This is a genomic window from Schaalia sp. lx-260, from assembly GCF_021083645.1.
In the GTDB taxonomy this organism is placed as follows: Bacteria; Actinomycetota; Actinomycetes; order Actinomycetales; family Actinomycetaceae; genus Pauljensenia.
On the sequence record NZ_JAJNRQ010000002.1, the window covers coordinates 96,561 to 122,162 of the forward strand.

16 protein-coding genes and 3 tRNA genes are annotated in these 25,602 nt (G+C 47.9%); 14 read left to right on the top strand and 5 right to left on the bottom strand.

What is annotated here, in order from left to right:
- The first annotated feature begins 36 nt into the window (after positions 1 to 36).
- Positions 37 to 1,212 carry a MalY/PatB family protein gene (locus tag LRP57_RS02410; RefSeq protein WP_231204772.1) on the top strand — a complete coding sequence of 392 codons (1,176 nt, stop codon included), beginning with the start codon at positions 37 to 39 and terminating at the stop codon, positions 1,210 to 1,212.
- A 56-nt stretch (positions 1,213 to 1,268) separates the two neighbouring features.
- Here LRP57_RS02410 and LRP57_RS02415 read toward each other — a convergent pair whose 3' ends face one another.
- Entirely contained in the window at positions 1,269 to 2,045 is a 777-nt protein-coding gene (locus LRP57_RS02415) for a fumarylacetoacetate hydrolase family protein (protein WP_231204774.1), read from the bottom strand.
- 229 nt (positions 2,046 to 2,274) lie between these two features.
- Between LRP57_RS02415 and gltX the strand changes: the two genes are divergently transcribed.
- From gltX to LRP57_RS02455, 8 genes are all read left to right on the top strand, one after another.
- The gene (gltX, locus tag LRP57_RS02420; RefSeq protein ID WP_231204776.1) at positions 2,275 to 3,798 is read left to right on the top strand and encodes a glutamate--tRNA ligase; all 1,524 of its coding nucleotides are present in this window, start codon (positions 2,275 to 2,277) and stop codon (positions 3,796 to 3,798) included.
- A 94-nt stretch (positions 3,799 to 3,892) separates the two neighbouring features.
- A tRNA-Gln gene (locus LRP57_RS02425) sits at positions 3,893 to 3,964 on the top strand.
- Positions 3,965 to 3,990: 26 nt separating this feature from the next.
- Positions 3,991 to 4,063, top strand: a tRNA-Glu gene (locus LRP57_RS02430).
- Between the two features lie 49 nt (positions 4,064 to 4,112).
- Positions 4,113 to 4,185 (top strand) — tRNA-Glu (locus LRP57_RS02435).
- Between the two features lie 220 nt (positions 4,186 to 4,405).
- Complete coding sequence (gene thrS, locus LRP57_RS02440; RefSeq protein WP_231204778.1) at positions 4,406 to 6,394, top strand: threonine--tRNA ligase; 1,989 nt, start codon at positions 4,406 to 4,408, stop codon at positions 6,392 to 6,394.
- A gap of 27 nt (positions 6,395 to 6,421) precedes the next feature.
- Positions 6,422 to 6,976, top strand: coding sequence for an HIT family protein (locus tag LRP57_RS02445; RefSeq protein WP_231204780.1), 555 nt, complete (start codon positions 6,422 to 6,424; stop codon positions 6,974 to 6,976).
- An 81-nt stretch (positions 6,977 to 7,057) separates the two neighbouring features.
- Entirely contained in the window at positions 7,058 to 7,699 is a 642-nt protein-coding gene (gene pgsA, locus LRP57_RS02450) for a phosphatidylinositol phosphate synthase (RefSeq protein ID WP_231204782.1), read from the top strand.
- A 70-nt stretch (positions 7,700 to 7,769) separates the two neighbouring features.
- Positions 7,770 to 8,321, top strand: coding sequence for an NUDIX hydrolase (locus tag LRP57_RS02455; protein WP_231204785.1), 552 nt, complete (start codon positions 7,770 to 7,772; stop codon positions 8,319 to 8,321).
- Between the two features lie 125 nt (positions 8,322 to 8,446).
- Here LRP57_RS02455 and LRP57_RS02460 read toward each other — a convergent pair whose 3' ends face one another.
- Both LRP57_RS02460 and LRP57_RS02465 read right to left on the bottom strand, forming a co-directional pair.
- Positions 8,447 to 9,019: a hypothetical protein gene (locus LRP57_RS02460; protein ID WP_231204787.1), complete on the bottom strand. Its 573-nt coding sequence runs from the start codon at positions 9,017 to 9,019 to the stop codon at positions 8,447 to 8,449.
- The gene (locus LRP57_RS02465; protein WP_231204789.1) at positions 9,016 to 10,221 is read right to left on the bottom strand and encodes an esterase/lipase family protein; all 1,206 of its coding nucleotides are present in this window, start codon (positions 10,219 to 10,221) and stop codon (positions 9,016 to 9,018) included. The genes LRP57_RS02460 and LRP57_RS02465 overlap by 4 nt, the downstream gene beginning before the upstream one ends.
- A gap of 363 nt (positions 10,222 to 10,584) precedes the next feature.
- On the opposite strand from LRP57_RS02465, the gene LRP57_RS02470 reads away from it, so the two are divergent.
- Positions 10,585 to 12,015, top strand: coding sequence for a peptidase U32 family protein (locus LRP57_RS02470; RefSeq protein ID WP_231204792.1), 1,431 nt, complete (start codon positions 10,585 to 10,587; stop codon positions 12,013 to 12,015).
- Between the two features lie 457 nt (positions 12,016 to 12,472).
- Here LRP57_RS02470 and pepN read toward each other — a convergent pair whose 3' ends face one another.
- Positions 12,473 to 15,043 (bottom strand): aminopeptidase N, encoded by a 2,571-nt coding sequence (pepN, locus tag LRP57_RS02475; RefSeq protein ID WP_231204795.1) that lies wholly within the window; start codon positions 15,041 to 15,043, stop codon positions 12,473 to 12,475.
- Positions 15,044 to 15,165: 122 nt separating this feature from the next.
- Complete coding sequence (locus LRP57_RS02480) at positions 15,166 to 17,262, bottom strand: M13 family metallopeptidase (protein ID WP_231204797.1); 2,097 nt, start codon at positions 17,260 to 17,262, stop codon at positions 15,166 to 15,168.
- Between the two features lie 392 nt (positions 17,263 to 17,654).
- Between LRP57_RS02480 and glpA the strand changes: the two genes are divergently transcribed.
- The 4 genes from glpA (at position 17,655) to ileS (ending at position 25,432) form a co-directional block, all read left to right on the top strand.
- Complete coding sequence (glpA, locus tag LRP57_RS02485; RefSeq protein ID WP_231204800.1) at positions 17,655 to 19,241, top strand: anaerobic glycerol-3-phosphate dehydrogenase subunit GlpA; 1,587 nt, start codon at positions 17,655 to 17,657, stop codon at positions 19,239 to 19,241.
- Positions 19,238 to 20,485 (top strand): glycerol-3-phosphate dehydrogenase subunit GlpB, encoded by a 1,248-nt coding sequence (glpB, locus tag LRP57_RS02490; protein WP_231204802.1) that lies wholly within the window; start codon positions 19,238 to 19,240, stop codon positions 20,483 to 20,485. The genes glpA and glpB overlap by 4 nt, the downstream gene beginning before the upstream one ends.
- Positions 20,482 to 21,738 (top strand): anaerobic glycerol-3-phosphate dehydrogenase subunit C, encoded by a 1,257-nt coding sequence (locus LRP57_RS02495; protein WP_231204804.1) that lies wholly within the window; start codon positions 20,482 to 20,484, stop codon positions 21,736 to 21,738. The genes glpB and LRP57_RS02495 overlap by 4 nt, the downstream gene beginning before the upstream one ends.
- Before the next feature lie 406 nt (positions 21,739 to 22,144).
- The gene (gene ileS / locus LRP57_RS02500; protein ID WP_231204806.1) at positions 22,145 to 25,432 is read left to right on the top strand and encodes an isoleucine--tRNA ligase; all 3,288 of its coding nucleotides are present in this window, start codon (positions 22,145 to 22,147) and stop codon (positions 25,430 to 25,432) included.
- Positions 25,433 to 25,602 lie beyond the last annotated feature (170 nt).

The window sequence follows — 25,602 nt, forward strand, 5'->3', positions numbered from 1 at the left end:
TCTGTGACTAGGCAAAATTTAAGGTAAGAAAGATTAATGACGACGGTACGTACTTTTTCATTAGATGACTTATATGCCACCGGATCACTGAAGTGGAGCACTGAGAAACAAACGGATGCTTTACCAACTCTAGGGGCATGGGTAGCTGAAATGGATTTCGGTACAGCACCGGCAGTTGAACGTGTCCTTGTCGATAACATTCGTAAGGGTTTTTTAGGCTACTTTCCTTCATGGCTTAAAACTCAGGTGGCTGAGTCAACAGCTCGCTTCCATAATCGTCGTTTCGGTTGGAATATTTCAGAACAGGATATTCGCATAGTGGGAGCAGTCCTGCCTGCTCTTATCCGAATGATTACTTACCTGACGCGGCCTGACTCTGCGGTGATTGTACCGACCCCAGCGTATATGCCTTTTTTATCAATTCCACGCGAGCTTGGGCGGCAAGTTATTGAAGTCCCCTCTATTCACGATGAAGCAGCAGGGGATGCCGGGTGGAAATTAAATGTGGAAGGTATCGAAAGTGCATTAAAAGAAGGGGCGGGACTCCTCATTTTATGTAATCCTTGGAATCCTACGGGGCGCGTATTATCACGTGAGGAATTAAAAGAAGTCCACGACGTTGTTTCACGGTATGACGCTCTGATTTTTGCCGATGAAATTCATTCACCACTGGTGCTTCAACCAATTCCTTTTACCTCCTATGCGAGTATGGGCTCAAGCTATGCAGCACATACGGTGACAGCGACAGCAGCAACGAAAGGCTGGAATATCGCAGGACTGCCGAATGCTCAGGTTATTGTGCCAGATGAGGATTTACGTGCTCGGTGGGACGCAACGCCAGAACAGGCTTCGGGAATGCCTGTGCCTTTAGGAGCTTTAGGAACAGTTGCCGCATATGAGCATGGGGATGAATGGCAAACTGAAGTTCTGCGCCTAGTGAATGAGAATATTGACCGTCTGGCTGTTGGGTTGGATGGTACAAGTATTCGTTTTGTGCGTCCTGAGGCAACCTATTTGACGTGGTGGGATTTTCGTGAAGTTGCACTGAACGGAGCTGACCCTGCGAAATATATGCGTGAAAAAGCGGGTGTTATCGTAAACGCTGGGAAAACACTTGGCGGTCACTGGCAGCAGTGGGCGCGCGTCAATGTGGCTTGCAGCCCTGAACATATGCAGATGATTATTGAGAGGGTGCGTCACTCTTTCGCCTAAGACATACAAAAGAGCGCGACTTTTCAAAGGTCGCGCTCTTATGATATGTGCGGTTTTTAGCGACGAATAACGGGGTTAGTTAATGTACCGAGTTCTTCAACGCCAAATGAAACTGTGTCGCCTGCGGTAATAGTGCCGTACACAGAAGGACAACCGGTAACGATCACATCGCCGGGTAGCAAAGTAAACAGTGTTGAACAGTAGGCGATAAGTTCCCGCACTGTATGCAGCATATAGGCTGTTGAGCCACTGGTTTCTTTTTCCCCGTTGATTGTGCCATGCAGAGTAAGGGATTGGACATCAAGTGTAGGGTCTACCGTAATCCACGGACCGAGCGGACAGAATGTGTCAGCTCCTTTTCCTTTATCCCAAGGTCCACCATCCATAGCATCACGTGCAGTCACATCATTAGCTAATGTGTATCCGAAAATGACTGAGTCAACATCTTCCAGAGGGACATCTTTCGCAAGGGATTTAATGATGACAGCAACTTCGCCCTCATAAATCACATCATTAGTCCAGCTGGGTAACACAATCGGATCATCAGGACCGATAACAGAGCTATTTGGCTTTAAGAAAATAGGCGGCATAGGCGTAGGCTCTGGAGAACCTGGCTGTCGGATATCAGGTCCGAAATTATTGCCAATACCAATGACTTTTGAGCGTGGAATGACAGGGGACAAGAGTCTCACGTCATCCAGTTCAACGATACGACCAGAAGGCTCAATGGGAGAGAAAAGCGGATCGCCTTTCAAAACCACAATACGTGTAGAACCATCTTCGAGAACACCATAAGCGGGGGAAGACCCGTCAGAAAAACGTACGATACGCATACTGTTAGATTAGTCCTCCTTAGATATTTGCGAGGCGTTATCGTCCTCGTTTTGGAAAATAAAAGGAAAGTAATCTGCTCTGAAGCCCTTTATGCGCTACGAGGAAGGAAAACTCAATCTGATTGCGTGGACTAGGTGAGCGAAACTTACATAACAGATGTGAAGAAAAACGGTTTCCATACCCCATATGCCGGTAAAGAATATCTGTGAACGGGCGTAGAATGACCTCATGACTGAAACCAGCGCACATACTTCACCTGTCCGTGTTCGTTTTTGCCCTTCTCCTACGGGTACTCCGCATGTGGGAATGGTCCGTACTTGCCTTTTTAACTGGGCCTGGGCACGTCATACCGGTGGAACTTTTGTTTTCCGTATTGAGGATACTGATGCTGCACGTGACTCTCAGGAGTCTTTTGACCAAATACTTGACTCGCTGCGCTGGTTAGGGTTGGACTGGGATGAAGGAATCGGCAAAGGCGGGCCACATGAGCCTTATCGCCAGTCTGAACGTATGGATATCTATGCTCGGGTTGCTGCACAGCTTCTTGAAGGAGGATACGCTTACGAGAGTTTTTCTACTCCTGAAGAAATTGAGCAACGTCACCGTGATGCAGGTCGTGACCCGAAGCTAGGGTATGACGGATACGATCGTGACCTCACTAAGGAACAAAAAGCTGCGTATCGTGCGCAGGGACGTGAACCTGTTTTACGCATGAGGATGCCCGATCATGACATTACATTTACTGACTTAGTACGCGGCGAAATTACTTTCAAAGCAGGATCTGTGCCGGATTATGTTATTGTGCGAGCCAATGGTCATCCTTTGTACACTTTGGTGAACCCAGTTGATGATGCTCTGATGGAAATTACTCACGTTCTACGTGGTGAAGATCTGCTGTCCTCAACACCACGACAGATTGTTTTATATCAGGCGCTGATGGATCTTGGAATCGCGTCATGTATTCCCGAATTTGGTCACTTGCCATATGTGATGGGTGAAGGAAATAAGAAGCTGTCAAAACGCGATCCACAGTCGAATTTGCTGCTTCACCGTGAAGCCGGCATGATTCCTGAGGGTTTGAATAACTACTTGGCTTTACTCGGCTGGTCGATTGCTCCTGATCGTGATGTTTTCAGCATGGATGAAATGGTAGAAGCCTTCGATATTTCTCATGTGAACCCAAATCCTGCGCGTTTTGATCCAAAGAAATGCGTGGCTATTAATGCTGAACATATTCGTCGCCTTGATGTCGCAGATTTTGCTCAGCGTATGGTGCCTTTCTTGCATAGGGAAAAGTATGTGTCAGCAGATTCATACGAGGAACTTACTGCGCGCGAACAAGAAATTGTGACAGCTATTGCTCCGCACGTTCAGACTCGTATTCAACTGCTGGGTGAAGTTCCAGGTATGGCAGGTTTCTTATTTGCGGCAGATGATGAACTCACTCTGGATGAAACTGCAGTAGCTAAATTGAAAGAGAACGCAGTGCAAGTCCTTGAAACTGCGCGTCACATTCTTTCAACCTTGTCAGATGAAGAATTTTGTACAGAAGTGATGGAAGAACGTTTACGCGCGGCAATTGTTGAGGGCATGGAGATTAAACCACGTTTAGCTTTTGGTCCTCTCCGAGTGGCAGTAACAGGTCGTCAAGTTTCACCTCCGCTATTTGAATCCATCGAAATTCTTGGAAGGCAATCAGCCCTTGCTCGCGTTGATGCTCTTATCCAACGACTGGAAGCAGGAGTGGCGTGAATAGTCCCACTCTTTGTCGATTTGTCGAAGGGAAAATAGTCGGCTAAAGTTTTGTCTTGTTGTCATCGGGACAGTTTCTGGTGAGAACAAGCCATGGGGTATGGTGTAATTGGCAACACGACTGATTCTGGTTCAGTTGTTCTAGGTTCGAGTCCTGGTACCCCAGCGATCACATGATGAGTGAGTGATTTTGCCCCCATCGTCTAGCGGCCTAGGACACCGCCCTCTCACGGCGGCGACACGGGTTCAAATCCCGTTGGGGGTACGGTTACCTTTCACTAAGGTTAACTTGTTACCTCGCTGAGAGGTTTAGCGCCCCCATCGTCTAGCGGCCTAGGACACCGCCCTCTCACGGCGGCGACACGGGTTCAAATCCCGTTGGGGGTACAAGCGCGGAACCCAATGTTGGGCTTTTATTTTTTCTTATCTGATGAACTTATCCGCCTGAGGCGATCTTCTGACGATCTGCCTTAAAGACTTCATGAGAAACCTGTGTGACGTATTTTTCGTCAATGCATTGCTTTTTCGCTCAATTCGCTTCGTTCTTTCCTAGCAATGCGCGGTACCATTGACGACGACACAATGAAACCTTGAGTCAGGAGATCCTGTGACCACCATCGACGTTCACATTAACGGCCAGTTACATAGCATCGAGGCGGGAACCACTGGGACAACACTTTTTGACGGACAACGCGATGTTGTTGCCATGTTTATCAACGGTGAACCGTGGGACCTGAGCCGTGAAATTCCCTCAGAAGCCACAGTCGAACCAATTACGCTGACCTCGGAAGCAGGCTTACAGATTCTGCGTCACTCCTGCACGCACGTTATGGCACAGGCAGTACAGGAAATTTATCCGGATGTGAACCTAGGTATCGGACCTTTCATTACAGATGGCTTCTACTACGATTTCGGTAATATTGATTCGGTAACGCCTGAACTCATGCGTGATATTGAAAAACGCATGAAACGAATCGTCAAAGAAGGACAAACATTCCGTCGTCGTGCAATCAGTGATGAAGAAGCGCGCGTCGAATTAGCGCAGCAGCCCTACAAGTTGGAACTCGTCACCACAAAAGGTCACGGCGCTGAAGAAGCTTCTGTTGAGGTAGGCGCAGGCGAACTCACCATGTACGATAACGTGCGCCGCGATGGAACTGTTGCATGGACTGACCTCTGTCGTGGTCCACATTTACCCAGTACGCGACTCATCGGTAATGGTTTTGCCTTGACAAAATCTTCCTCAGCCTACTGGAAAGGCGATCAAGCAAATGATCCTTTGCAGCGTATTTACGGGACCGCTTGGGCATCAAAAGATGATCTTGTTGCCTACCAAGAACGAATAAAAGAAGCAGAACGCCGCGACCACCGGCGCCTTGGTACAGAACTTGACCTCTTTTCTTTTCCAGAGGAACTAGGAGCAGGCCTGCCAGTATTCCACCCCAAGGGTGGTGTGCTTAAACGTGTCATGGAAGACTACGTGCGTGCAGCCCATATCGCTCACGGATTCCAATATGTTGGAACACCGCATATTTCTAAAGAAGACTTATTCCACACATCCGGTCACTTACCGTATTACGCGGATGGGATGTTCCCACCAATGGACGATGACGGGCAGTTGTACTACCTCAAAGCTATGAACTGCCCAATGCATAACCTGATTTTCCGTTCGCGTGGGCGCTCATACCGTGAGTTACCTTTGCGTCTTTTTGAATTTGGTACTGTTTATCGAAATGAAAAGTCCGGTGTGCTGCAAGGACTCACCCGTGTACGTTCGATTACGCAGGATGATTCTCATAGTTATGTGATGCCCGAACAAGCAGCAGATGAAATTAAGCACCTGCTGAACTTTATTTTGAAGCTGCTGCGCGATTTTGGTTTGACTGACTTTTATCTTGAGCTGTCCACTCGTGACACGGATGGTAAAAAGAAAGACAAATTCATCGGCACAGATGAACAGTGGGCAGAAGCCACTGCGATTCTTGAACGTTGTGCTGAAGAAACCGGTTTAACCTGTGTTCCTGATCCAGGTGGGGCTGCTTTCTATGGGCCGAAGATTTCAATACAAGCCAAGGATGCTATCGGTCGCACATGGCAGATGTCCACCATCCAGTACGACTTCAACCAGCCACACCGTTTCGGGTTGGAATTTACTGCTCCTGATGGCACACATCAAGAACCTGTGATGATTCACTCGGCAAAATTTGGTTCAATTGAGCGTTTCATTGGCGTGCTCACTGAGCACTATGCGGGTGCATTCCCAGCATGGCTTTCACCTGAGCAAGTACGACTGGTTCCTGTGGCTGAAGCATTTAACGAGTACTGCATGGGTGTTGCTGAGCAACTACGTCGTCACGGTATACGGGCAGAGGTTGACCTGTCAGATGACCGTTTCGGAAAGAAAATACGTAATGCCTCGAAAGAAAAAGTACCTTTCACCCTTATTGCAGGTGGTGAAGATGTGGAGGCTGGCGCGGTTTCGTTCCGTTTCCGTGACGGTTCACAATTAAACGGTGTTGCTGTAGATGAGGCTGTCGCACGCATTGTTACCCATGTGGAGTCGCGTTGTAATTCGGATAAATTCGACGAGGCATAGGAAAGAGACTGAAGAATAATGCAGGATATGCGGTGCGAAGATTCACGGACATTAGCGGGTGTGCCTGATGGTTTTTCTCGTCTGTGGACACCGCACCGCATGGCCTATATTTCAGGGGACGAAAAACCTGCGGATGCTTCTTCGGATGAGTGTCCTTTTTGCGCAGCCCCGCAGCGTGATGATTCTGAAGGACTAATTGTTTACAGAGGTTCATCATGCTTTGTTTTAATGAACTTATTCCCGTACAATTCGGGGCACCTGTTGGTGTGTCCATATCGTCATGTTTCTGATTACACAGAACTGAGTGATGATGAACGTAATGAATTATCACTTATGACGGCGACTGCAATGCGAGTAATTCGTCGTGTGGCAGGCCCACACGGATTTAATCTTGGAATGAATCAGGGGGATGTCGCCGGAGCAGGTATCGCTGCTCACCTGCATCAGCATATTGTTCCTCGCTGGTTAGGGGACGCGAATTTCTTGCCGATCATTGCGCGAACAAAGGCTGTGCCTGAACTATTAGAAGATGCTCGTTCCCGTCTTTCTTACGCTTGGGCGCAGGAGTTTTCTGCGCACTGACTTTTCTTCCTTTTTGGGCCGCCTTTTGTGTGAGCATATGAGGAAACACAAGTAAGAAACAGATAAAAGAAAGGGCTGAGTATGCTCGGTAATCACGGTCGTTCTGTTGCTCGCACTATTTTTACTCCACCGGCCCGTTTACTGGCGAGTTTAGGTGTTTCACCAAATATGGTGACTTTCACGGGAACAGTGATGACATGTGTGTTGTCGGTGATTCTGCTTGCTCAAGGGTATTTATGGCAGGGAGGAATCGCACTGGGAATTATTCTTTTTTGCGATTCAATTGATGGTATTTTGGCGCGCCTGACTGGGAAAACATCAGCTTTTGGTGCTTTTTTTGATTCGACGATGGATCGTTTAGGGGATGGAGCAGTATTTGGTTCTTTGCTGGCCTGGGTTGTTTTCCATATGCCTGATAGTTATGCGCGTACATGCGCAATTATTGCCGGTATTGCCTCTTTAATAGCAGTGGGAACAGTCCCGTATGCGCGTGCCCGTGCTGAAGTACTAGGAGTTGTAGCGAAAGTTGGTATAGCGGAACGTACGGATCGTTTAATTGTTGCTTTGGTGTGCGCTGCTTTTACTGACTGGGGATGGGGACAATGGTGGATAAGCATTGGCTTAATGTGGGTAGCTGTCGCTTCGCTCGTTACAGTGGGGCAGCGTGTAGTTTTCACCGCTTCAATGTTGAAGAAATCTGAGGTCAGTCAGGTGAAAATTTGAGCACACTATCCTGCCCAGGCAGGCTACTATGATTTTTTGCTGATATCAGTAAATGATGAGGGAATACTCGATGGCACAAGAAGAAATAGAAAACTCATTGGGATCACAATGGCCTGTCGATGCTGATGGTTATCCGCATCGCAGCGCGGCACGTGTGATTTTATTTAATTCAGATAGTCATGTTTTGTTAGTGCACGGGCATGACGCGATAGACCCATCACATCACTGGTGGTTTACTGTCGGAGGTGGTGTTGAAACAGGTGAAACCCCGCAGCAAGCAGCGGTTCGTGAGCTTTACGAAGAAACAGGTATTCGGATAGAAATTGAAGATCTTATTGGGCCTGTGTTATACCGTCAGGGTCAGTTTGAATTTCTTTCAGTGACTGCTCGACAAGATGAGTGGTTTTTCCTTGCCCACACTAAGGACACGAAGGTAAGTTCACGCGGATGGACTGAACTTGAACAGAATGTGCTTGACGGTCATCGTTGGTGGAATATTGACGAGGTTGATGCTCTTGCTGAAAGTGTCATGGTGACTCCTTCTGGTCTGGCGGATTTGCTGAGGAAATGGAAAGAAGGCTGGGATGGTGAGTGCCTTCATCGTAATGAATACTCAGACTGAGTAAGACCCTAAGTAATAAGAGCATTGACGATAGGGAAGTTACGCGTATTTTGAGTAAAATCGGAAACTAAAAGGGGAGCGACCCCGAATATATCCAATTGCACACGTGGGGTGTGGAAGGTTTTTTATTCCTGAGGTGGCGTTTCCAAAGGAATAGTGCCCAGTAGCTTCCAGGCCTCATCTATACGCGAAAGAATGGCGCTGTAATATTCTGGTTCTTTATTCGGATAGGTGACAACAGTTCCTACCATAGCGGTCACCTCATCAATATCAGTCCATGAATCAGGAATCACTTTTATTGTGGTTCCTTGAGGAAATAGTGTCGTCAGATCCGTGCCATAAAAATCAGCAGTGTGTGAGTCAATAAGGATTTCAGGTTTTTCAGGTGAATTTTCAATGGCAGTGATGACTTCAGTGATTTCTTCTGCTGAATGTGCAGGCGAGTCCCCACTGGCGGCACTATCTGTTTCTGTGGGTTTTTCGCCAATAATGACAGAGGACTGCGAAAAATCATCAGAAGATAAGGCTGATTGTGGACTCGTGATGGTAGTAGGTTCTGCATCAACTAGGTGACGTCCAGGAAAAAGAAACCATATGAGACCGAAGAATACTGCGAGCACACAAGTAAAAAGTAGGCATACCACTAAAAGAGGAATATGTGTGTGCTGCGATTCGAAGATTCGTTTGTTTTGACTCATTTATTCCCTTGAGTGGTAATACGAGTCAAAATATTGGTTAGGTCATCGTTAATATTCTTTTCTTTCAGCAGGTAGCTGTGGAAGCAAGGTGAAGAAAACATTGTTGCTGGACGGTCAACCGATTTTCCTTTTGTCAACAAACGCAAGCGGTTCCATGATTCTTTCACTGCCCATCCTGCAATAAAACCATAGCGGCAGGTTTGCATATTCACAGTATCTGCTCCTGCAGAGGCTGATTTAGTTGACACAATGACATCCCCTGCGGAAATTAATGGTTTACTGGTGCGTCCAAAAAGGGAAAAACCACCAAATTCTATGTTCCCGACCATCGCGTGTACATGAACTGCCTGTGGGAGCATAGGGAGAGTGTCTAAAGCCTTCGAATGAGTACGCAAAGCTTGACCTGCTTCACCACGGAAAGCATCAAGGGCATCAATGCCGTAACAACCTTCATTTGTCTGGTCTTTACGTTCAGCGCATTTTTTCAAATGATCCCACCATAAGCGGATTGGTAAAGCAAGAGGGGAGCGAAGCGGAGCTGAATCAAAGAAGCGGTTAATACTTTGCGCAAGATCTGATCCAGTATTGGGGGTTCCAATCATGACAACATTTGACATCCATTTTTCAACGGGGCGACTTGAGTCAAGGTGTGTTGCTGCTTCACGAACAGCAAGACCTCCCATGGAATGTCCAACCACTGTGACAGGCTTATTGTATTGACGAGCTAAACATTCAATGCCGCGAGCAAGTTTTGGTCCGATTTCTTTATGTGTTACCCAACGAGAATGTACATGAGAGTAGTCAAAAGTGTACACGGCTGTTTTATTGACTTTTTGAGCACGATCAATCATTGAATCATGAATAGAAGATGCAGCAAGCATAATTCCGGCATGCTCATTTGCTTGCCGGTCAATCAGTTGAGAAAAAGTGCCAGTTCGCTCAGGCGTATGTGTCGAACGTGAAATCCAGCCGTGAATGAAAATGACAGGGGTATCTTGTGGGTGAATATCAGGTTCGGCGGCTTGTCTCTTGGCTCCAGTAGACGTCGAAATTATCGGGGCGAGCTGAACAGTATCATCACACGCATGTGGGTTAAAAGGATTCTCTGCGGCGACTGCTTGGCTTACGTAGGGAAGGAAAGATAAACAAGCCAAGGACACGGTGGTGATGAATATGCCAACGCGAGTTGAAAAATGCTGCATTTTCAAGCTTTTCTTTCGTGTAAATACCTGGAGGATGAAAGACTGTGACGAGTGTATTACATAGTGCAAGAGAATCCTATTTATACACATGATGAAATTTATGTGAGTTACGATTCTTGGAGACTAGCGCGTGTATCATAGGTGTGTTTCATAAGTGTCTGAACAGAACAAACAGATAATGGCATGGGAGTTTACCGTGCGATACGCTTGTGAAAGCGTTGACGATGTGACTGTTTTTTACTGTGAAACCGAGAAAAATGTGCCTACACTGGTGATCTTCTAGGTTTTTCCTCCATTAGTTACACGTACCGTAATCCGAAGCCACTATTGTCGAGCGCCACTATCCCAACGGAAGGACAAACTGTGACCAGCAACTACCCACATATTCGACGCCACAGGCCCGAAGTCCTCGCCCCCGCTGGTAGTCTCGACACTCTTAAAACTGCTATCGACTTCGGCGCAGATGCTGTCTACGCCGGTGGGAAAAGCTTTGGGATGCGTACCGCCCCAAAAAACCTGAGCCTTGAAGATTTCGCAGAAGGCCTAGATTACGCGCATACACGCGGGGCTAAACTTTTCGTCACCTGCAATATCCTTCCCACATCCGCCGAAATTGACGATATGAACCGCTACATGGCCGAACTGGGAGAAATTGGTGTTGATGCACTTATTGTCTCTGACATTGGAGTGCTTATGGCAGCCCGACAATATGCTCCCAACTGTGAAATCCACATCTCCACCCAAGCAGGCGTGACAAACTATCAAGCCGCGAATGCACTTGCAGGACTTGGCGCTTCACGAATCGTTCTTGCACGTGAACTGAGCCTCGATGACATCCGACGCATCCGCGCGAAAGTTCCTAGTGACATTGACATTGAATGTTTCGTCCACGGTTCCATGTGTATGGCGTTTTCTGGGCGCTGTCTCATCTCTCAACATACGACAGGGCGCGACGCAAACCACGGTGATTGCGCGCAATCATGTCGCTGGAAGTACCATGTCGTCGAAGAAAAACGTCCCGGCCAGTTCTTCCCCGTCGAAGTCACTGGTGATGGCACATTTATCTTTAACTCTGAAGATATGAATCTCATTGAACATGTTGACCAGATCCTAGATGCCGGTGTTACTAGCTTGAAAATTGAGGGGCGCGCCAAAAGTGCCTATTATGTTGCTGCCATGGCGAATGCCTATAAATGTGCGGTTACGGAATACATGCGTCAACGCGGATATGAGGACAAATCTGGGAAGATTCTTCAGCCTTTCACTCTGCCCAAGCAGGAAGCTTCTTCGCTCACAGGAGACAGCATCAACTCAGCAGAAGTAACGAATGCACATGCAGCTTCTGGTTCATCCTCAAATGATGTAGAAAACTCAAGCAATACACGCCAGCAAGTCATTCTTCCCCAGTGGCTGAAAGATGAACCTTATAAGGTGACGCACCGCGAATATTCCACAGGTTTCTACTTTCCAGATGCGCCGGCAAGTGAAGCGATTATCCGTGGGGGCTACATTAATGACTGGAGATGGCTAGGGACCGTCACCGGTTATGATGATACGCATGGGCGAGTTCAGCTCCTCGCAAAAAATAAAATCACGCCGGGAATGACTATTGAGTTTCTTGCGCCTTTTTCCTCTCCGACACAACTTGTCGTCCCGAGTAGTGGCTTGGTTGATGCCAACGGGGAAGCAGTACCTGAAATTAATAATCCGGCACGCTACTATGCGATTCCTTGCCCTACTCGAATCCCCACGGGAGCGATGATCCGCGCGAAAGTAGTGCGGCCAAAATTGTGATGTGTTATTGTATTTTCCCCTGAGGTGACATAAAGGAAAATAACGGTACTCACTTTTCCTGATGCTCATATCCAGTGTTTTACTCTGATAGAACACAATATAGTTCCTGATGAGAGCCTTTATGAAAAGAGGGGGAAGGGAATGCTGAGTATTTTCAATGAAAATGATATTGCTGAGGGCGCAGCTATGTGACCTCACGGCTATGTGACCCCACGGTGATGAATATTTTTTACGGCATGGTGCGAGCCCTTTTTTGCTGGGAGTCGCGGGTCTGTTTTTTACTGTTTTGGAGGGTAAACCTATTGTCTCAATCTGATGAAAGAACTATAAGCCCATAAACATATAAAACGCAGGTGGCGTGTATAAGGAGTGTACACGCCACCTGCGTTCATTTGCTTTCAACACATGACAACCATATTTACGCATGGTTCATGCTAGAAAGTTGCTGTGCAGAAATTTATTGGTCAGCCTTTTGAGCCGTAATTTGACGCTGCGCAACGGCAATACGTTCACGAATGATACGTACCAACGCGCCGGAAGCCTCACTATGATCTGCAAGCCACTGTTCACCTAGACGGATGATATCTATTGAATCGACATATCCTGCAAGTTCCGAGGGGAACATGAGGGTCACAATGTCTTCAGCAGTATGGAATGTGTGGGAGGACCATATGCTTTCAAGTGAAGCAAAATAGTCCTCAACAAAAGGCAGATACAGTTCAGGGGTAGTGCGTACTTGAGCCCAGAAACCTGACACCATAGCCCAACGGGTATCATTCGCGATTTTATGGTCCCGCAGAATAGATTCCCAAGCAGCGGACTTCACCTCAGGGAGTGCTCGTGCTGCACGTGCGGCTGCAGCATTTTGTAGACCCGTCATGGTGGAGTCTTCTGCTTCGCACGTATTGATATCGGCTTCGGTGGCTGCGCCGGTACGTACTAAGTTAAAGAGTAGAGCCCAGCGAATATCCACATCAAGATCAAGGCCTTGCAGTGTTTGAGTACCCTCAAAAAGCGCTTTTAACGCTTCTATCTGATCTGTGGTAGTTGCATTACGCGCTGCTGCGCGGACAAATAGGCGTTGCTCATCTGAACCACTTGGTGCGGTACGGGCCAACAAAAGTAGGCTGCGTCCTACGTTTTCTTGAACAGAAGCACGTTTGTGTGGAGCAATGAAAGTATGAACAGCCTCATCAATATGACGGAGCAGCAGAGTAAGCATCTGCGCATTTGTTTCAACAGAAGCTGCGTTCAATGCAAGATCAAGATAAGTGGAGGCTGGCATCTGACCGTCTCGCGTCATATCCCATGCGCACGCCATGACTACACCACGTGTGAGCGAGTCATCAAAGAGACGAATATTCGTTGTAGCAAAAGCTAAGGATTCTTCATCTAAACGAATCTTTGCATACGCCAAATCGCCATCATTGACAAGCAAAAACTCAGGACGGGCCTGCCCGCTCAATGAAGTGACCTCTGTGATAGCGCCATCTACATCGAGTTCTTCGTGCATGACGCGACGCAGCTTACCGTCTTGGGCGCGGGAATAACCTGCAATTGCAAGACGATGAGGACGTAAAGAAGAACCGGGTGTGAAAGATTCTTGCTCAATTGCGACACGTGTCAATACGCCGTTATCGTCAACTTCCACAAGAGGACGTAAAACGGTGACACCAGCTTCTTCAAGCCAGACTCGTGACCAGGCAGATAAATCACGACCGGATGCTTTTTCGAGTTCGGTGAGCAGGTCGGCAAGCGTGGCATTGGCATATGAATGAGCAGCCAAATAACGTTGTAATCCCGCAAAGAAAGCATCACGCCCTACATAGGACACAAGCTGACGTAATACCGCCGCTCCTTTTGCGTAAGTGATACCGTCAAAGTTGACTTCCACATCAGCAAGATCACGAATTTCAGCTTTAATTGGGTGAGTTGTGGGCATCTGATCTTGACGCAGGCCCCAGTCCTTACGCAGCATAAATCCAGTCCAGCCGTCTACATACTGGGTGGCTTCAGCTAAAGCAAGATGGCTCATAAATTCTGCAAATGATTCATTGAGCCACAGATCATTCCACCACTTCATTGTGACGAGGTCGCCGAACCACATGTGAGCCAGTTCGTGAAGAATCGTATTTGCGCGATTCTCAAGGTCACTTTCGGTGGGTCGTGTACGGAAAATGTACTGATCGCGGAAGGTGACGCACCCTGCATTTTCCATAGCACCCGCATTGTATTCGGGAACAAAGATCTGATCGTACTTTGTGAATGGGTAGGGGATTGCGTAGTGAGCTTCAAAGAACGTGAAGCCTTGGCGTGTTACTTCAAGAATACGATCAACATCTAAATGGTCACGTAAAGAACTACGGCAATATACACCTAATGGAATTTCGCGTCCGTCTGAGCTGGTCAGTGATGAAGTTTCACCAACATAGGGGCCAGCAATAATTGCTGTGATGTAGGTTGACATGACTTCTGTCGTAGCGAAACGGTAAGTCCACTGCGGTGAATTATCCTCGCCAGTATGCGCTTCTGGTTCGGGTGTCGGCGCATTGGAAAATACTTTCCACCCGGCTGGTACAGTCACAGTGAAACGGAATGTTGCCTTCAAGTCGGGCTGTTCAAATGTGGCATATACGCGACGAGCGTCGGGAACTTCAAACTGCGAGTAACAGTATGCTTGACCGTCGGCTGGGTCAACGAAACGGTGTAAACCTTCACCGGTATGCATGTACTGGCAATCAGCATCCACGGTGAGAGTATTGTGCTCGGCTAGATCAGATAGCTCAATACGATGATCGCGATGGATTGTTGGATGTAGCTCTTGTCCGTTGAGCGTGATTGAGTGGATATTACGTGAAACAAGATCGACGAATGTGGAGGAGCCAGCAACAGCATCAAATGTGATTGTTGTTGTGGAACGGAAATCAGTATCACCGTGGCACAGGTTCAGTACCACATCGTAATGCGAAACGGATACGACAGATGAGCGTGCAGTGGCCTCTGCATGCGTGAGATTCAGGCCCGGCATCGGTTACCTTTCTTCAGGTGTGATAGGACGGAGTACCCCATGTGGGCACTGAGTATGCGTTCATTTTCCCATGAAACACGCATTATATCCACATTGAGGTAGTGGGGGATTGGTGGTAACCCTTACCAGATGCGTACACGTGATTCGGGCTCAAGCCACAGGCCATCACCGGGTTTCACATCAAATGCTTCAATGAAACCTTCCAAGTGCTGCACAATTTGGTTACAACGAAACTCGGCAGGAGCATGAGGGTCAACGGCCAGTAATTGTTGAGCAAATTCTGGACGGGTTTTCGTGCGCCAGATACGTGCCCATGAAAAGAAAAATCGCTGTGCTCCTGATATGCCTTCACTATCGCGTGTATGCATATCGTTTCCCGTGGTACGTAAATGGTGCATATATGCTGACCAAGCGATAGTAAGGCCTCCGAGATCACCGATATTTTCACCGATGGTGAGTGCTCCATTGACGTGAGGAATTAAAGCGGGATCTTCTGGTGTCAGCGTTAAAGGATCGGCATTTTCTGTCGCAATTTCCTGAGAAGATTCTGTGTTTTCTTTCTTTTCATAGAGTGCGCGCAGGTCAGCTGGGATGAGTGCATCATATTGTTGAATGAGGATCTGTGTGCGTTCTTCAAAACGTGTTCGATCAGCATCTTCCCACCAGTTTTCCAGATGTCCATGTGCATCAAATCGTGAGCCAGAATCATCAAAACCGTGTCCAATTTCGTGTCCAATGACTGATCCAATTGCTCCGAAATTCACGGCCTCGTCAGCGTCAGGGTCAAAAAATGGTGGTTGTAAAATCGCTGCGGGGAAAACAATTTCATTGAGTTGTGGGTTGTAATAGGCGTTGACAGTTTGCGGAGTCATAAACCATTCGGTGCGATCAACAGGGTGGTTAAGTTTATCCAGCTCTGTACGAGTTGAGTGTATGGCACACAGGCGAACAGCTTCAACAAGATTTGTTGCAGTGTCAAAATTTAATGCACTGTAATCTTTCCACTTATCTGGATAGCCAATTTTTGGCATAAAAGTGGCAAGTTTTTCTTTCGCACGGTCGCGTGTGCTTTCACTGAGCCAGTCGATTGTGTCAAAAGAACGACTGTAGGCTTCCAATAAGTCACTGACGAGTTTTTCCATTTTTTCTTTTGCTTCGGGTGGAAAATGTCGTTGAACCCATAGGCGCCCTAATGATTCACCAAGAGCACCTTCAATGAAAGAAAGTGCACGTTTCCATCGTGGACGAAGCTCTTGTGTTCCTGAGAGTGTTCGCCCATGAAAATCAAATCGTGCCTCAACAAATTGTGAGCTTAAGAAAGGTGCTCTTGTATCTGTCAGTGCAGCCAAAAGCCAGTCTTTTAGAGTATTGATATCGGTTTCTTCCCATAATTTCGCCACATTTTTCATATGTGCCGGGTGAGAAATATTGACGACATAGTTTGGATCAAAATATGCGCCTACAGCCCGTAGCCATGCCCTCCAAGGGAAACCCTGAAATTGAGCTTCAAGGTCGGTGATTGTCATGGGATTATCGTGGCTCAAAGGATCACGATTAGATACGGCATCTTGGTGATGAGCAGCAATAGCACTTTCAAAGTTAAAGATACGTTCCGCGCTTTCTGTGGCTGCTTTTTCACTGTCGTATCTTCCGTTCAGTATCAGCATACGTTGCAGCATTGTGCGGTAGGCCTCACGAATAGGTTCGTAGGCGTCTTCACGATAGTAGGCCTCATCTGGCAGACCTAAACCTGATTGTGAGAAGTTGAGTAGTGTGCGTGAAGAATCATGAGGATCTGAACCAACCCATAGGCTGATAAGGCCGTCGACACCCTCGCGTTGCATTGTGCCCATTACTTTGGCAAGAGTCATATGATCGGGGGCTTGTGTGATGGCGTCACGTTCTGGAATAAGAGGGGTAGCGCCTAATGCTTCCACGGTAGTTTCATCCATGAAATGTTCCCAAAGGAAAGCAATACGTGAGGCATCAGGATCGTCGATTTTTCCGGCGACAGAATCTTCACATATGCTGCGGCAACGTTCCTCTGATTGGTCGTGTAAGGCGTGGAAAGCTCCGTCGCTGGGGCGGTCAGAGGGAATTGTATGCTGTGCAAGCCACGTTCCGTTGATGTAGCGGTAGAGGTCATCTTGAGGACGAATGCTCAGGTCTGCTGTTGCGGGATCAAGGAAAGAAGAAATGGCAGCATTTTTTTGATTCATAGTTGTACTTTACTTGTGTGGAGTGGGTCTGGCTGTGTGGGTGTTTATTTCTGTGGAAAAGGGTGTGTTCGCCCTCCTTTTCTATGCTTACTGGTATGTAAAGGTCTGTGAGTGGGGAGTTTTATATCCCTCGCAATGTGAGGAGTAAATAAGCGAACATAAAGTGCGTGAACGGCAGATATGCCTTTGTGATCTGTCTAAAGAAAAACTAAGGAAATACGCATCATCTATATGACGTTTTTCGGGAGATAGACAATGCTGTAAAAAAGAGGTCTGCACATATGTGCAACAAGCTGTAAACGTGCGTGCATTCACTCAAAAACAAGGCAATATGGAACACAGAAAACGAGGTCTATACATCCTCATTCAATAAACCGGCAAGGGAGGCGGACGTGAAAACGCTGAAAGCTGACATCGTTGTTATCGGTGGAGGCTCCACTGGAGTCGGTGTTGTCCGTGACGTCGCAATGCGTGGATTCAGCGCCATTTTGGTTGATAAAGGTGACCTCGCACAAGGAACATCAGGGCGATACCATGGTCTCTTACACTCTGGGGGACGCTACATTGCTTCAGACCCAGAATCTGCAACAGAATGTGCAGAAGAAAACCTTATCCTCAAACGTATTCACGGTGGTGCAGTCGAAGACACCGGCGGCCTTTTTGTGACAACCAGTATTGACAGCGAAGAATACGCCGACCTGTTCCTTGAACGTGCAGCAGCAGCTAAAGTTCCTGCACAAGAAATCACTCCAGCCGAAGCCCTACGACGCGAACCGCGCCTTGACCCCGGGTTGAAACGAGCCTTTGAGGTTCTTGACGGCACAGTTGATGGATGGCAAATGGTGTGGGGAGCCGCTCGTTCAGCTATGGCTTACGGGGCTAAAATCTTGACACATCATCGAGTAACACAAATTCTGCGCGACGGGGAACACGTCAGCGCTGTTGTGTGCCACGATGAGCGTCATGGTGAAGATATCCGTATTGACTGCGCCTACGTTTTGAACTGTGGAGGCCCATGGGCAGGGCGTATCGCGGAAATGGCTGATTGTCACGGCGTGGAGGTAGTTCCCGGTGCCGGAATCATGATCGCGATGAACCATCGACTCTCGCACACTGTCATTAACCGCTGCATATGGCCTGCTGATGGGGACATCCTCGTTCCGGTACATCCCGTCTGTATTATCGGTACAACAGACTTAAGAGCGGATGATCCGGATGACCTACCGATCCTTTCCGATCAAGTTCAACAAATGCTAGATGCGGGTGAAGCACTGATCCCCGGCTTCCGCAAAGCGCGTGCAATTCACGCATGGGCCGGTGCTCGACCACTAGTGAAAGACTCACGAGTAGCCGCTACAGATACACGACACATGGCACGTGGCATGAGTGTTATTGACCATGCAGCGCGTGACGGGGTTGAGGGGATGCTTTCTATCGCTGGCGGTAAGCTGACAACGTATCGGCTAATGGCAGAACGTATTGTCGATATTATGTGCGAACGTATGGGCGAAGAAAGGCCCTGCCGTACTGCTGAAGAAGTTGTTCCAGGCTCAAATGAAGGAACGCTTTACACCATCGGGCATCGTTTGAAAGATATTGAAGAAAATGGTCATGCCCCAGGTAGTGAACAAATGATCTGCGAATGTGAACTCATTACACGATCCATGTTGGAAAAAACAATGGATCTGTTACCTGGCGATCAATTAGACGACGTACGTCGCCAAGTGCGATTGGGAATGGGGCCGTGTCAAGGAGGTTTTTGTTCACAACGCGCAACAGGTATATCCCATGAACGTGGCGATATTTCCTGCGAACGAGCTAACGGACTTTTACGTCTCTTTTTGAAAAACAGGTGGATTGGACTGTGGCCAATTCTTAATGGAGCACAAGTACGCCAAGCGGCATTAGACCATTGGATTCATGAAGGAACCCTTGATGTTGAACACTTGCCGTATGCAGATCAGGAGGTCACGCGATGAGAGACGTCGTTGTCATCGGAGCTGGACTAGCAGGACTTGCTGCCACCCTACGACTGAGTGAAGCAGGAGCGAAAGTCACTCTTGTCACCAAAGGTATAGGGGGACTACAACTAGGGCAAGGGACAGTAGATATCCTCGGATACGCGCCCGAACGAACAGAAAAACCACTTGCTGGACTTGATGAGTACATTCGTAAGCATCCGAAACACCCATACCGGCACTTCACAGCACAAGAGATCTGCAAATCAGCTCAGTGGTATGCCAATATTTTAGGCTCCGATATGCTGATGGGCACACCTGAACGAAATGTGTTTCTGCCAACGGCTGTCGGTGCTTTACGTCCCACGGCTTTATACCCACCATCAATGCATGCAGGAACGATGCTTGATCGCCCTATTGCTGTTGTGGGTTTACGTCGCTTGAAAGATTTCCCTGCGACACTCATCGCAGATAACCTCTGTGCTCAAAAAGATCACAATGGGCACCCAATTACAGCCCGCGCCTTGTGGATTGATGTTGAAATTCGTCATGGCGAGGTTGATACGAATGGAGTAAACCACGCACGCTTCCTTGATACAGAAGAAGGCCGTCGCAGTTTTGTTGATGCTTTGCAGCCGCTTTTACGTGAAGGTGAAATCGTAGCGCTTCCTGCGATTCTGGGGCTCAATAACCCTCATGTGTGGCAGTGTATGCAAGAAATGCTGGGACATGACATATGTGAAATACCCGTACAGCCACCATCAGTTCCCGGTATGCGCATGAACCAAAAAATGACAGAGCTGGTCAAAAAGAAATCACGTCTGATGACAGGAACAGCGGTTATTTCCTCCGCATCTCACGGTGACTCTTTAACCTCTGTCACAGTTAATACTGCGGGACGGCAACGTGTTATTGAGGCTCGTTCTTTCCTCATTGCTGCAGGAGGATTTGAGTCGGGAGCCTTAGAACTTGATTCGTACATGCAGCTCAAAGACACAATTCTTGATCTGCCAGTCTGGGCTCCAGATGAGCCGCTTTTACATGGTGATTTTTGGGGGCCAGATCAGCCCTTATTCCTGTGTGGTTTCGATGTGGACCGCAGTATGCGCGTACTGAATGAACAAGGAAAACCAGCATATGCGAATGTGTATGCTGCAGGCGGCAATCTTTGTGGAGCTACACGCTGGCGCGAAAAATCAGGTGAAGGTATTGCCCTTGCCAGTGCATTACGCGCAGCCGATTCGATTCTCGGGAGCCTGTCATGACGATTGAACACACCAATCCATTAGATATCACAATGGGGCACATTGACTTACGCGCAAGTTTAGATGCGTGTGTGAAATGCACGATTTGTGAAACACAATGCCCTGTTGCTCGTGTCACCGATCTATTCCCTGGGCCAAAATTTGTTGGACCTCAAGGGGAAAGGTACCGTAAAGAAGGAATGGTCGTCGATCATTCAATTGACTACTGTTCCTCCTGCGGCACGTGTACCTTGGTATGCCCTCAAGGTGTGAAAGTCGCAGAAATCAACCATCATGCGCGTACTGCAATGAAACAGCGTGTAGGTATTCCACTGCGTGACAAGCTGATTTCACGAACGACGTTGATGGGTGCAGCAATGACACCCGTGGCACCAATTGCAAACTGGCTATTAACAGTTAAACCGCTCCGTGTTGCTGTTGAAGCTGTGATTGGCATTCATCGGAGCGCACCGATGCCAAAGGCCGCAGGTCGCACCTTTGAAGGATGGTTCAAGAAACATAAGCCTTTGCCTTCATCAGGAAAGAAAGGGCAAGTTATTTTCTTCCATGGGTGTGCCGGTCAGTATTTTGAAGTAGAAACATCTATTCATTCAGTTTTAGTACTAGAACATTTGGGGTATGAGGTTCTGGTTCCTCGGCACGGGTGTTGCGGTTTGGCGTTGCAATCGAATGGTCTTTATGACGATGCCCGTAAGTACATGTCCCGTTTAACTCGTGATTTGCGTTCAGTGAACCGTGAGGCTCCCATTATCACTGCCTCCGGTTCGTGCGGCGGTATGCTGAAACATGAGGCGAAAGAAGTCCTTGGTATGGACACAGAAGGTTTACGCGATGTGTCTGTTCGCACGTGGGATATCAGTGAATTCTTGCTGGATCTTTATGATCGTGGTGAGCTGGATATGAATATGGACAGAATCGATGTCACTATCCCGTACCACGCACCGTGCCAATTGAAATCAACAGGTATGGGGATGCCAGCCATTGAACTGATGGAGCTGATTCCAGGCGTGAAGGTTGTGGAATCAGGACAGCCATGTTGCGGTATTGCGGGAACATATGGTTTGAAGAAAGAAAAATACGATATTGCTCAGGCAGTGGGACAACCTGTTTTTGATTTCATTAAACAGGTAAATGCTGAGCTTGCGGCATGTGATACAGAAACATGTCGCTGGCAGCTACGTACCTCAACGGGAGCAAATGTGGTGCACCCGATATGGTTGTTACATAAGGCTTATGGTTTGCCAAATGGCTGAATCTTGCCGGTAGGAAAATGCTGAGCCCTCCCGCTTTCGTGTGCGAGCGTATTCTCATGTGGGAGGGAAAAGAAAAGAGAGCTTTTTGAACAGAGGCTCTCTTTTCTGTGCAGCTTGCCATACGCCACGTGTCCTGCCTTGCTGCACGGAAAGGGCAGAGCACTGCTACCATTACATGCAGCATTGATCCGGCTTTCTTACGGAGAAAGATATCACCGGGGAGCTATTCGGAAGAACAGCGTGTACAGGCCAGTACATCGCCCAGTAGAACCGGACGGGTACGCCCGATATAGCGGCGAATGAGAGGCTTCTGTTCTTATCGGATTATGAAGCAAGCGGGGTGGTACCGCGGGTGTGTGACGACGTCACTCCTCGTCCCTGTGTGTAACGCAGACATGAGGACACAATGACGAAGCACGGATATTACCCACGCCATAGGGAAACTGAGGTTGAGGCAGCTCCCTCATTCCCTCAACTTGAAACGAGCACCCTTGCAACTTGGGCAGCTCAGGACACTTTCCGTCGGTCCATTGCACAGCGTGTGGCGGGAGAGGCCGGGGCAAATGAATTCGTTTTCTACGATGGTCCGCCCTTTGCTAATGGCTTACCTCACTACGGTCACCTCCTGACGGGATATGTGAAAGACGTTGTAGGCCGCTACCAGAGTATGCGAGGTAAGCACGTAGAACGTCGTTTTGGTTGGGATACTCATGGTTTACCCGCTGAACTAGAAGCACAGCGAATCCTTGGCATTGATGATGTCACCGAAATTACCCGTGAGGGCGGAATCGGTATTGAAGCTTTTAACGAGGCATGTCGTCGCTCTGTTCTGCACTACACCGATGAGTGGGAACGTTATGTGACTCGTCAAGCACGGTGGGTTGATTTTGATAATGACTACAAAACCCTTGACATCACGTATATGGAATCAGTCATTTGGGCTTTCAAAACACTGTATGACAAGGGTCTGGCCTATCAAGGGCACCGTGTCTTGCCTTATTGCTGGCATGATCGTACTCCTTTAAGTAATCACGAACTTAAAATGGATGACGACGTATATCAAAATCGTCAAGACACTACCGTGACGGTAGGTATGCGTTTAACAGAGCCATTACTTGCAGATAGTGATACAGGTGAGTTGGTGTTGATTTGGACAACAACACCGTGGACTTTACCTTCTAATCTTGCAGTTGCCGTAGGTCCGAATATTGACTACGTGGTGGTGCAGGTAGCTGCGGATCATTCCTCGCCTGTTGCTGGTCAGCGTGTTGTCTTAGCTCAGGCTCGCCTTGAAGCATATGCGAAGGAACTGGGGGAGGAACCACAGATCCTTGCTCAATTTAAGGGGTGTGATCTTGCAGGTCGTCGTTATCATCCTATTTTTGACTATTTTGATAATGAGGATTCACGCGCGGTAGGTGCAGCTCCCGGACCTAATGGCTGGACAGTTATTACTGGTGATTATGTTTCAACTGAGGATGGTACGGGTCTGGTGCATATTGCCCCAGCTTTTGGTGAAGATGACATGATTGTCTGTCAGGAAGCGGGGATTTCCCCTGTTATTCCTGTCGATGAGGGCGCGTGTTTTACTTCAGAAGTTCATGATTATGAGGGAATACAGGTTTTTGAAGCCAATAAGCGTATTGTGACAGATTTACGCGAGGGGACAGGACCGTTAGCGCGAGTATCTGATAGTGCTCGTGCTCTCTTGGTACAAACAAAATCCTATGTTCACTCATATCCGCATTGCTGGCGTTGCCGTCAGCCACTCATCTATAAAGCCATTTCATCGTGGTTCGTTAAAGTGAGCGCTATTCGTGAGCGTATGGTTGAACTGAACCAAGAAATCGACTGGGTTCCAGCACATACAAAAGATGGTATTTTTGGGAACTGGTTAGCTGGTGCCCGGGACTGGTCTATTTCACGTAACCGTTTCTGGGGCGCTCCTATCCCTGTATGGGTCAGTGATGATCCAACATATCCACGTGTGGATGTGTACGGTTCGATTGCTCAGCTTGAAGCTGATTTTGGTGTTCCTGTTACTGATTTGCACCGTCCTTTCATTGATACTTTGGTTCGTCCTAATCCTGACGATCCGACAGGGCAATCAATGATGCGTCGTATTCCTGACGTTTTGGACTGCTGGTTTGAATCAGGGTCAATGCCTTTTGCTCAGGTTCATTATCCTTTTGAAAATCAAGAATGGTTTGAATCGCATTATCCGGGTGATTTCATTGTGGAATATATCGGCCAGACTCGTGGATGGTTCTATGTTCTGCATGTTTTAGCGACGGCTTTATTTGATCGACCGGCATTCCGTCACTGTGTGTCCCACGGTATTGTCCTTGGTGATGACGGGCGGAAGATGAGTAAATCACTGCGTAATTATCCGGATGTGTCGATGGTTTTTGACACATATGGATCTGATGCGATGCGGTGGTTTTTGATGAGTTCGCCGGTAGTACGTGGCGGTAATCTCGTCGTTACTGAGGATGCTATTCGTGACACGGTACGTCAGGTATTGCTTCCTATGTGGAATAGCTACTATTTCTTCGCATTGTATGCGGGCGCTGCAAATGGAAATAAAGGGTATGAAGCCCATACTCTTGATCTTTCAGATCCGCAGGTTGTTGCGGGGCTGGCGCAAATGGACCGCTATTTGCTTGCACATACGCGAGATTTGGCTGACCATGTACGTGAAGCTCTTGATGTGTATGACATTGGGGCTGCGTGTGAGTATGTTCGTGAGTATTTGGATGTGCTGACAAACTGGTATGTGCGTACACAGCGTCAGCGTTTCTGGGATGAAGATCCTTCAGCTTTTGATGTACTGTACACGGCTCTTGTCGTATTGACTCAGGTGAGTGCGCCACTTGCACCTTTACTGGCAGAAGAAATATGGCGAGGCCTAACCGGTGGTGAATCTGTTCATTTGACGGATTGGCCTCTTTTGCCTCAGACCGTATCTGACCCACATATGGTAGAAACCATGGATATGGTGCGTGCTGTGGTTTCAGCTGCCCATGCTTTGCGTAAAACTCATTCTTTACGTGTCCGCCAGCCTTTAGCTTCTCTTGTGGTGGTATCACCAATGGCAGAGTCATTGAGCCAGTGTGCTGATCTGGTAGCAAGTGAAGTGAATGTCAAGTCTGTCAATTTTGTCGTACCGGAAGAATCTGGTTTGGTCGTTTCTAACGAGCTTTCTTTGAATCCACGTGGTTTTGATCCGGCTATTCGTCGTTACACTTCAGCGCTGTATGCTGCTCAAAAAGCAGGGCAGTGGGAGTTGAGCGATGATGGCGAGCGGGTTATTTTCCCGGGTGTGGAAACACTGGATGGGCCTGTGATTTTGACAGGTGACCAGTTCTCCGTGTCGATACGTGTTGATGCTGTTGAAGGGCAGGTTACTCAGGTTCTTTCAGATGGATCTATTGTCGCTCTTGACACTACTGTGACACCTGAGCTTGAAGATGAAGGGTATGCGCGTGACGTTGTTCGTGCGGTTCAAGAAGAACGTAAGAACAGTGGGCTGCATATTGCTGATCGTATTGATCTGACCTTGAAAGTGCCTTCCGCTCGTGTGGAAGCTGTACGTACCTGGCAGGACATGATCGCAGGGGAAACTTTAGCTGTGTCTGTGACGATTCATGAAGTCGAGGATGAACGTTTATTTGTGAGTGTTGTCCCTTGCTAGGACTGCAATGACATGTGAGCGTTTTATGTACTTTATGTGCATATAACGGCTATGGTCTGGGGGTTGCCTGTATAAGGTAGCCCCCAGTTTTCGTTTTCTTCCTCACAGGTTATCTTCTGTTTTGAGTTTTTGTTCTTCACATACTTCTGAGGTAGGGATAGCACTAAACT

Coding starts and splice junctions, on each gene's coding strand:
- LRP57_RS02495 (WP_231204804.1), top strand. CDS start 20,482: ATGACGATTGAACACACCAATCCATTAGATATCACAATGGGGCACATT.
- ileS (WP_231204806.1), top strand. CDS start 22,145: ATGACGAAGCACGGATATTACCCACGCCATAGGGAAACTGAGGTTGAG.
- glpB (WP_231204802.1), top strand. CDS start 19,238: ATGAGAGACGTCGTTGTCATCGGAGCTGGACTAGCAGGACTTGCTGCC.
- LRP57_RS02480 (WP_231204797.1), bottom strand. CDS start 17,262: ATGAATCAAAAAAATGCTGCCATTTCTTCTTTCCTTGATCCCGCAACA.
- LRP57_RS02415 (WP_231204774.1), bottom strand. CDS start 2,045: ATGCGTATCGTACGTTTTTCTGACGGGTCTTCCCCCGCTTATGGTGTT.
- pgsA (WP_231204782.1), top strand. CDS start 7,058: ATGCTCGGTAATCACGGTCGTTCTGTTGCTCGCACTATTTTTACTCCA.
- LRP57_RS02410 (WP_231204772.1), top strand. CDS start 37: ATGACGACGGTACGTACTTTTTCATTAGATGACTTATATGCCACCGGA.
- gltX (WP_231204776.1), top strand. CDS start 2,275: ATGACTGAAACCAGCGCACATACTTCACCTGTCCGTGTTCGTTTTTGC.
- LRP57_RS02465 (WP_231204789.1), bottom strand. CDS start 10,221: ATGCAGCATTTTTCAACTCGCGTTGGCATATTCATCACCACCGTGTCC.
- pepN (WP_231204795.1), bottom strand. CDS start 15,043: ATGCCGGGCCTGAATCTCACGCATGCAGAGGCCACTGCACGCTCATCT.
- LRP57_RS02460 (WP_231204787.1), bottom strand. CDS start 9,019: ATGAGTCAAAACAAACGAATCTTCGAATCGCAGCACACACATATTCCT.
- LRP57_RS02455 (WP_231204785.1), top strand. CDS start 7,770: ATGGCACAAGAAGAAATAGAAAACTCATTGGGATCACAATGGCCTGTC.
- LRP57_RS02445 (WP_231204780.1), top strand. CDS start 6,422: ATGCGGTGCGAAGATTCACGGACATTAGCGGGTGTGCCTGATGGTTTT.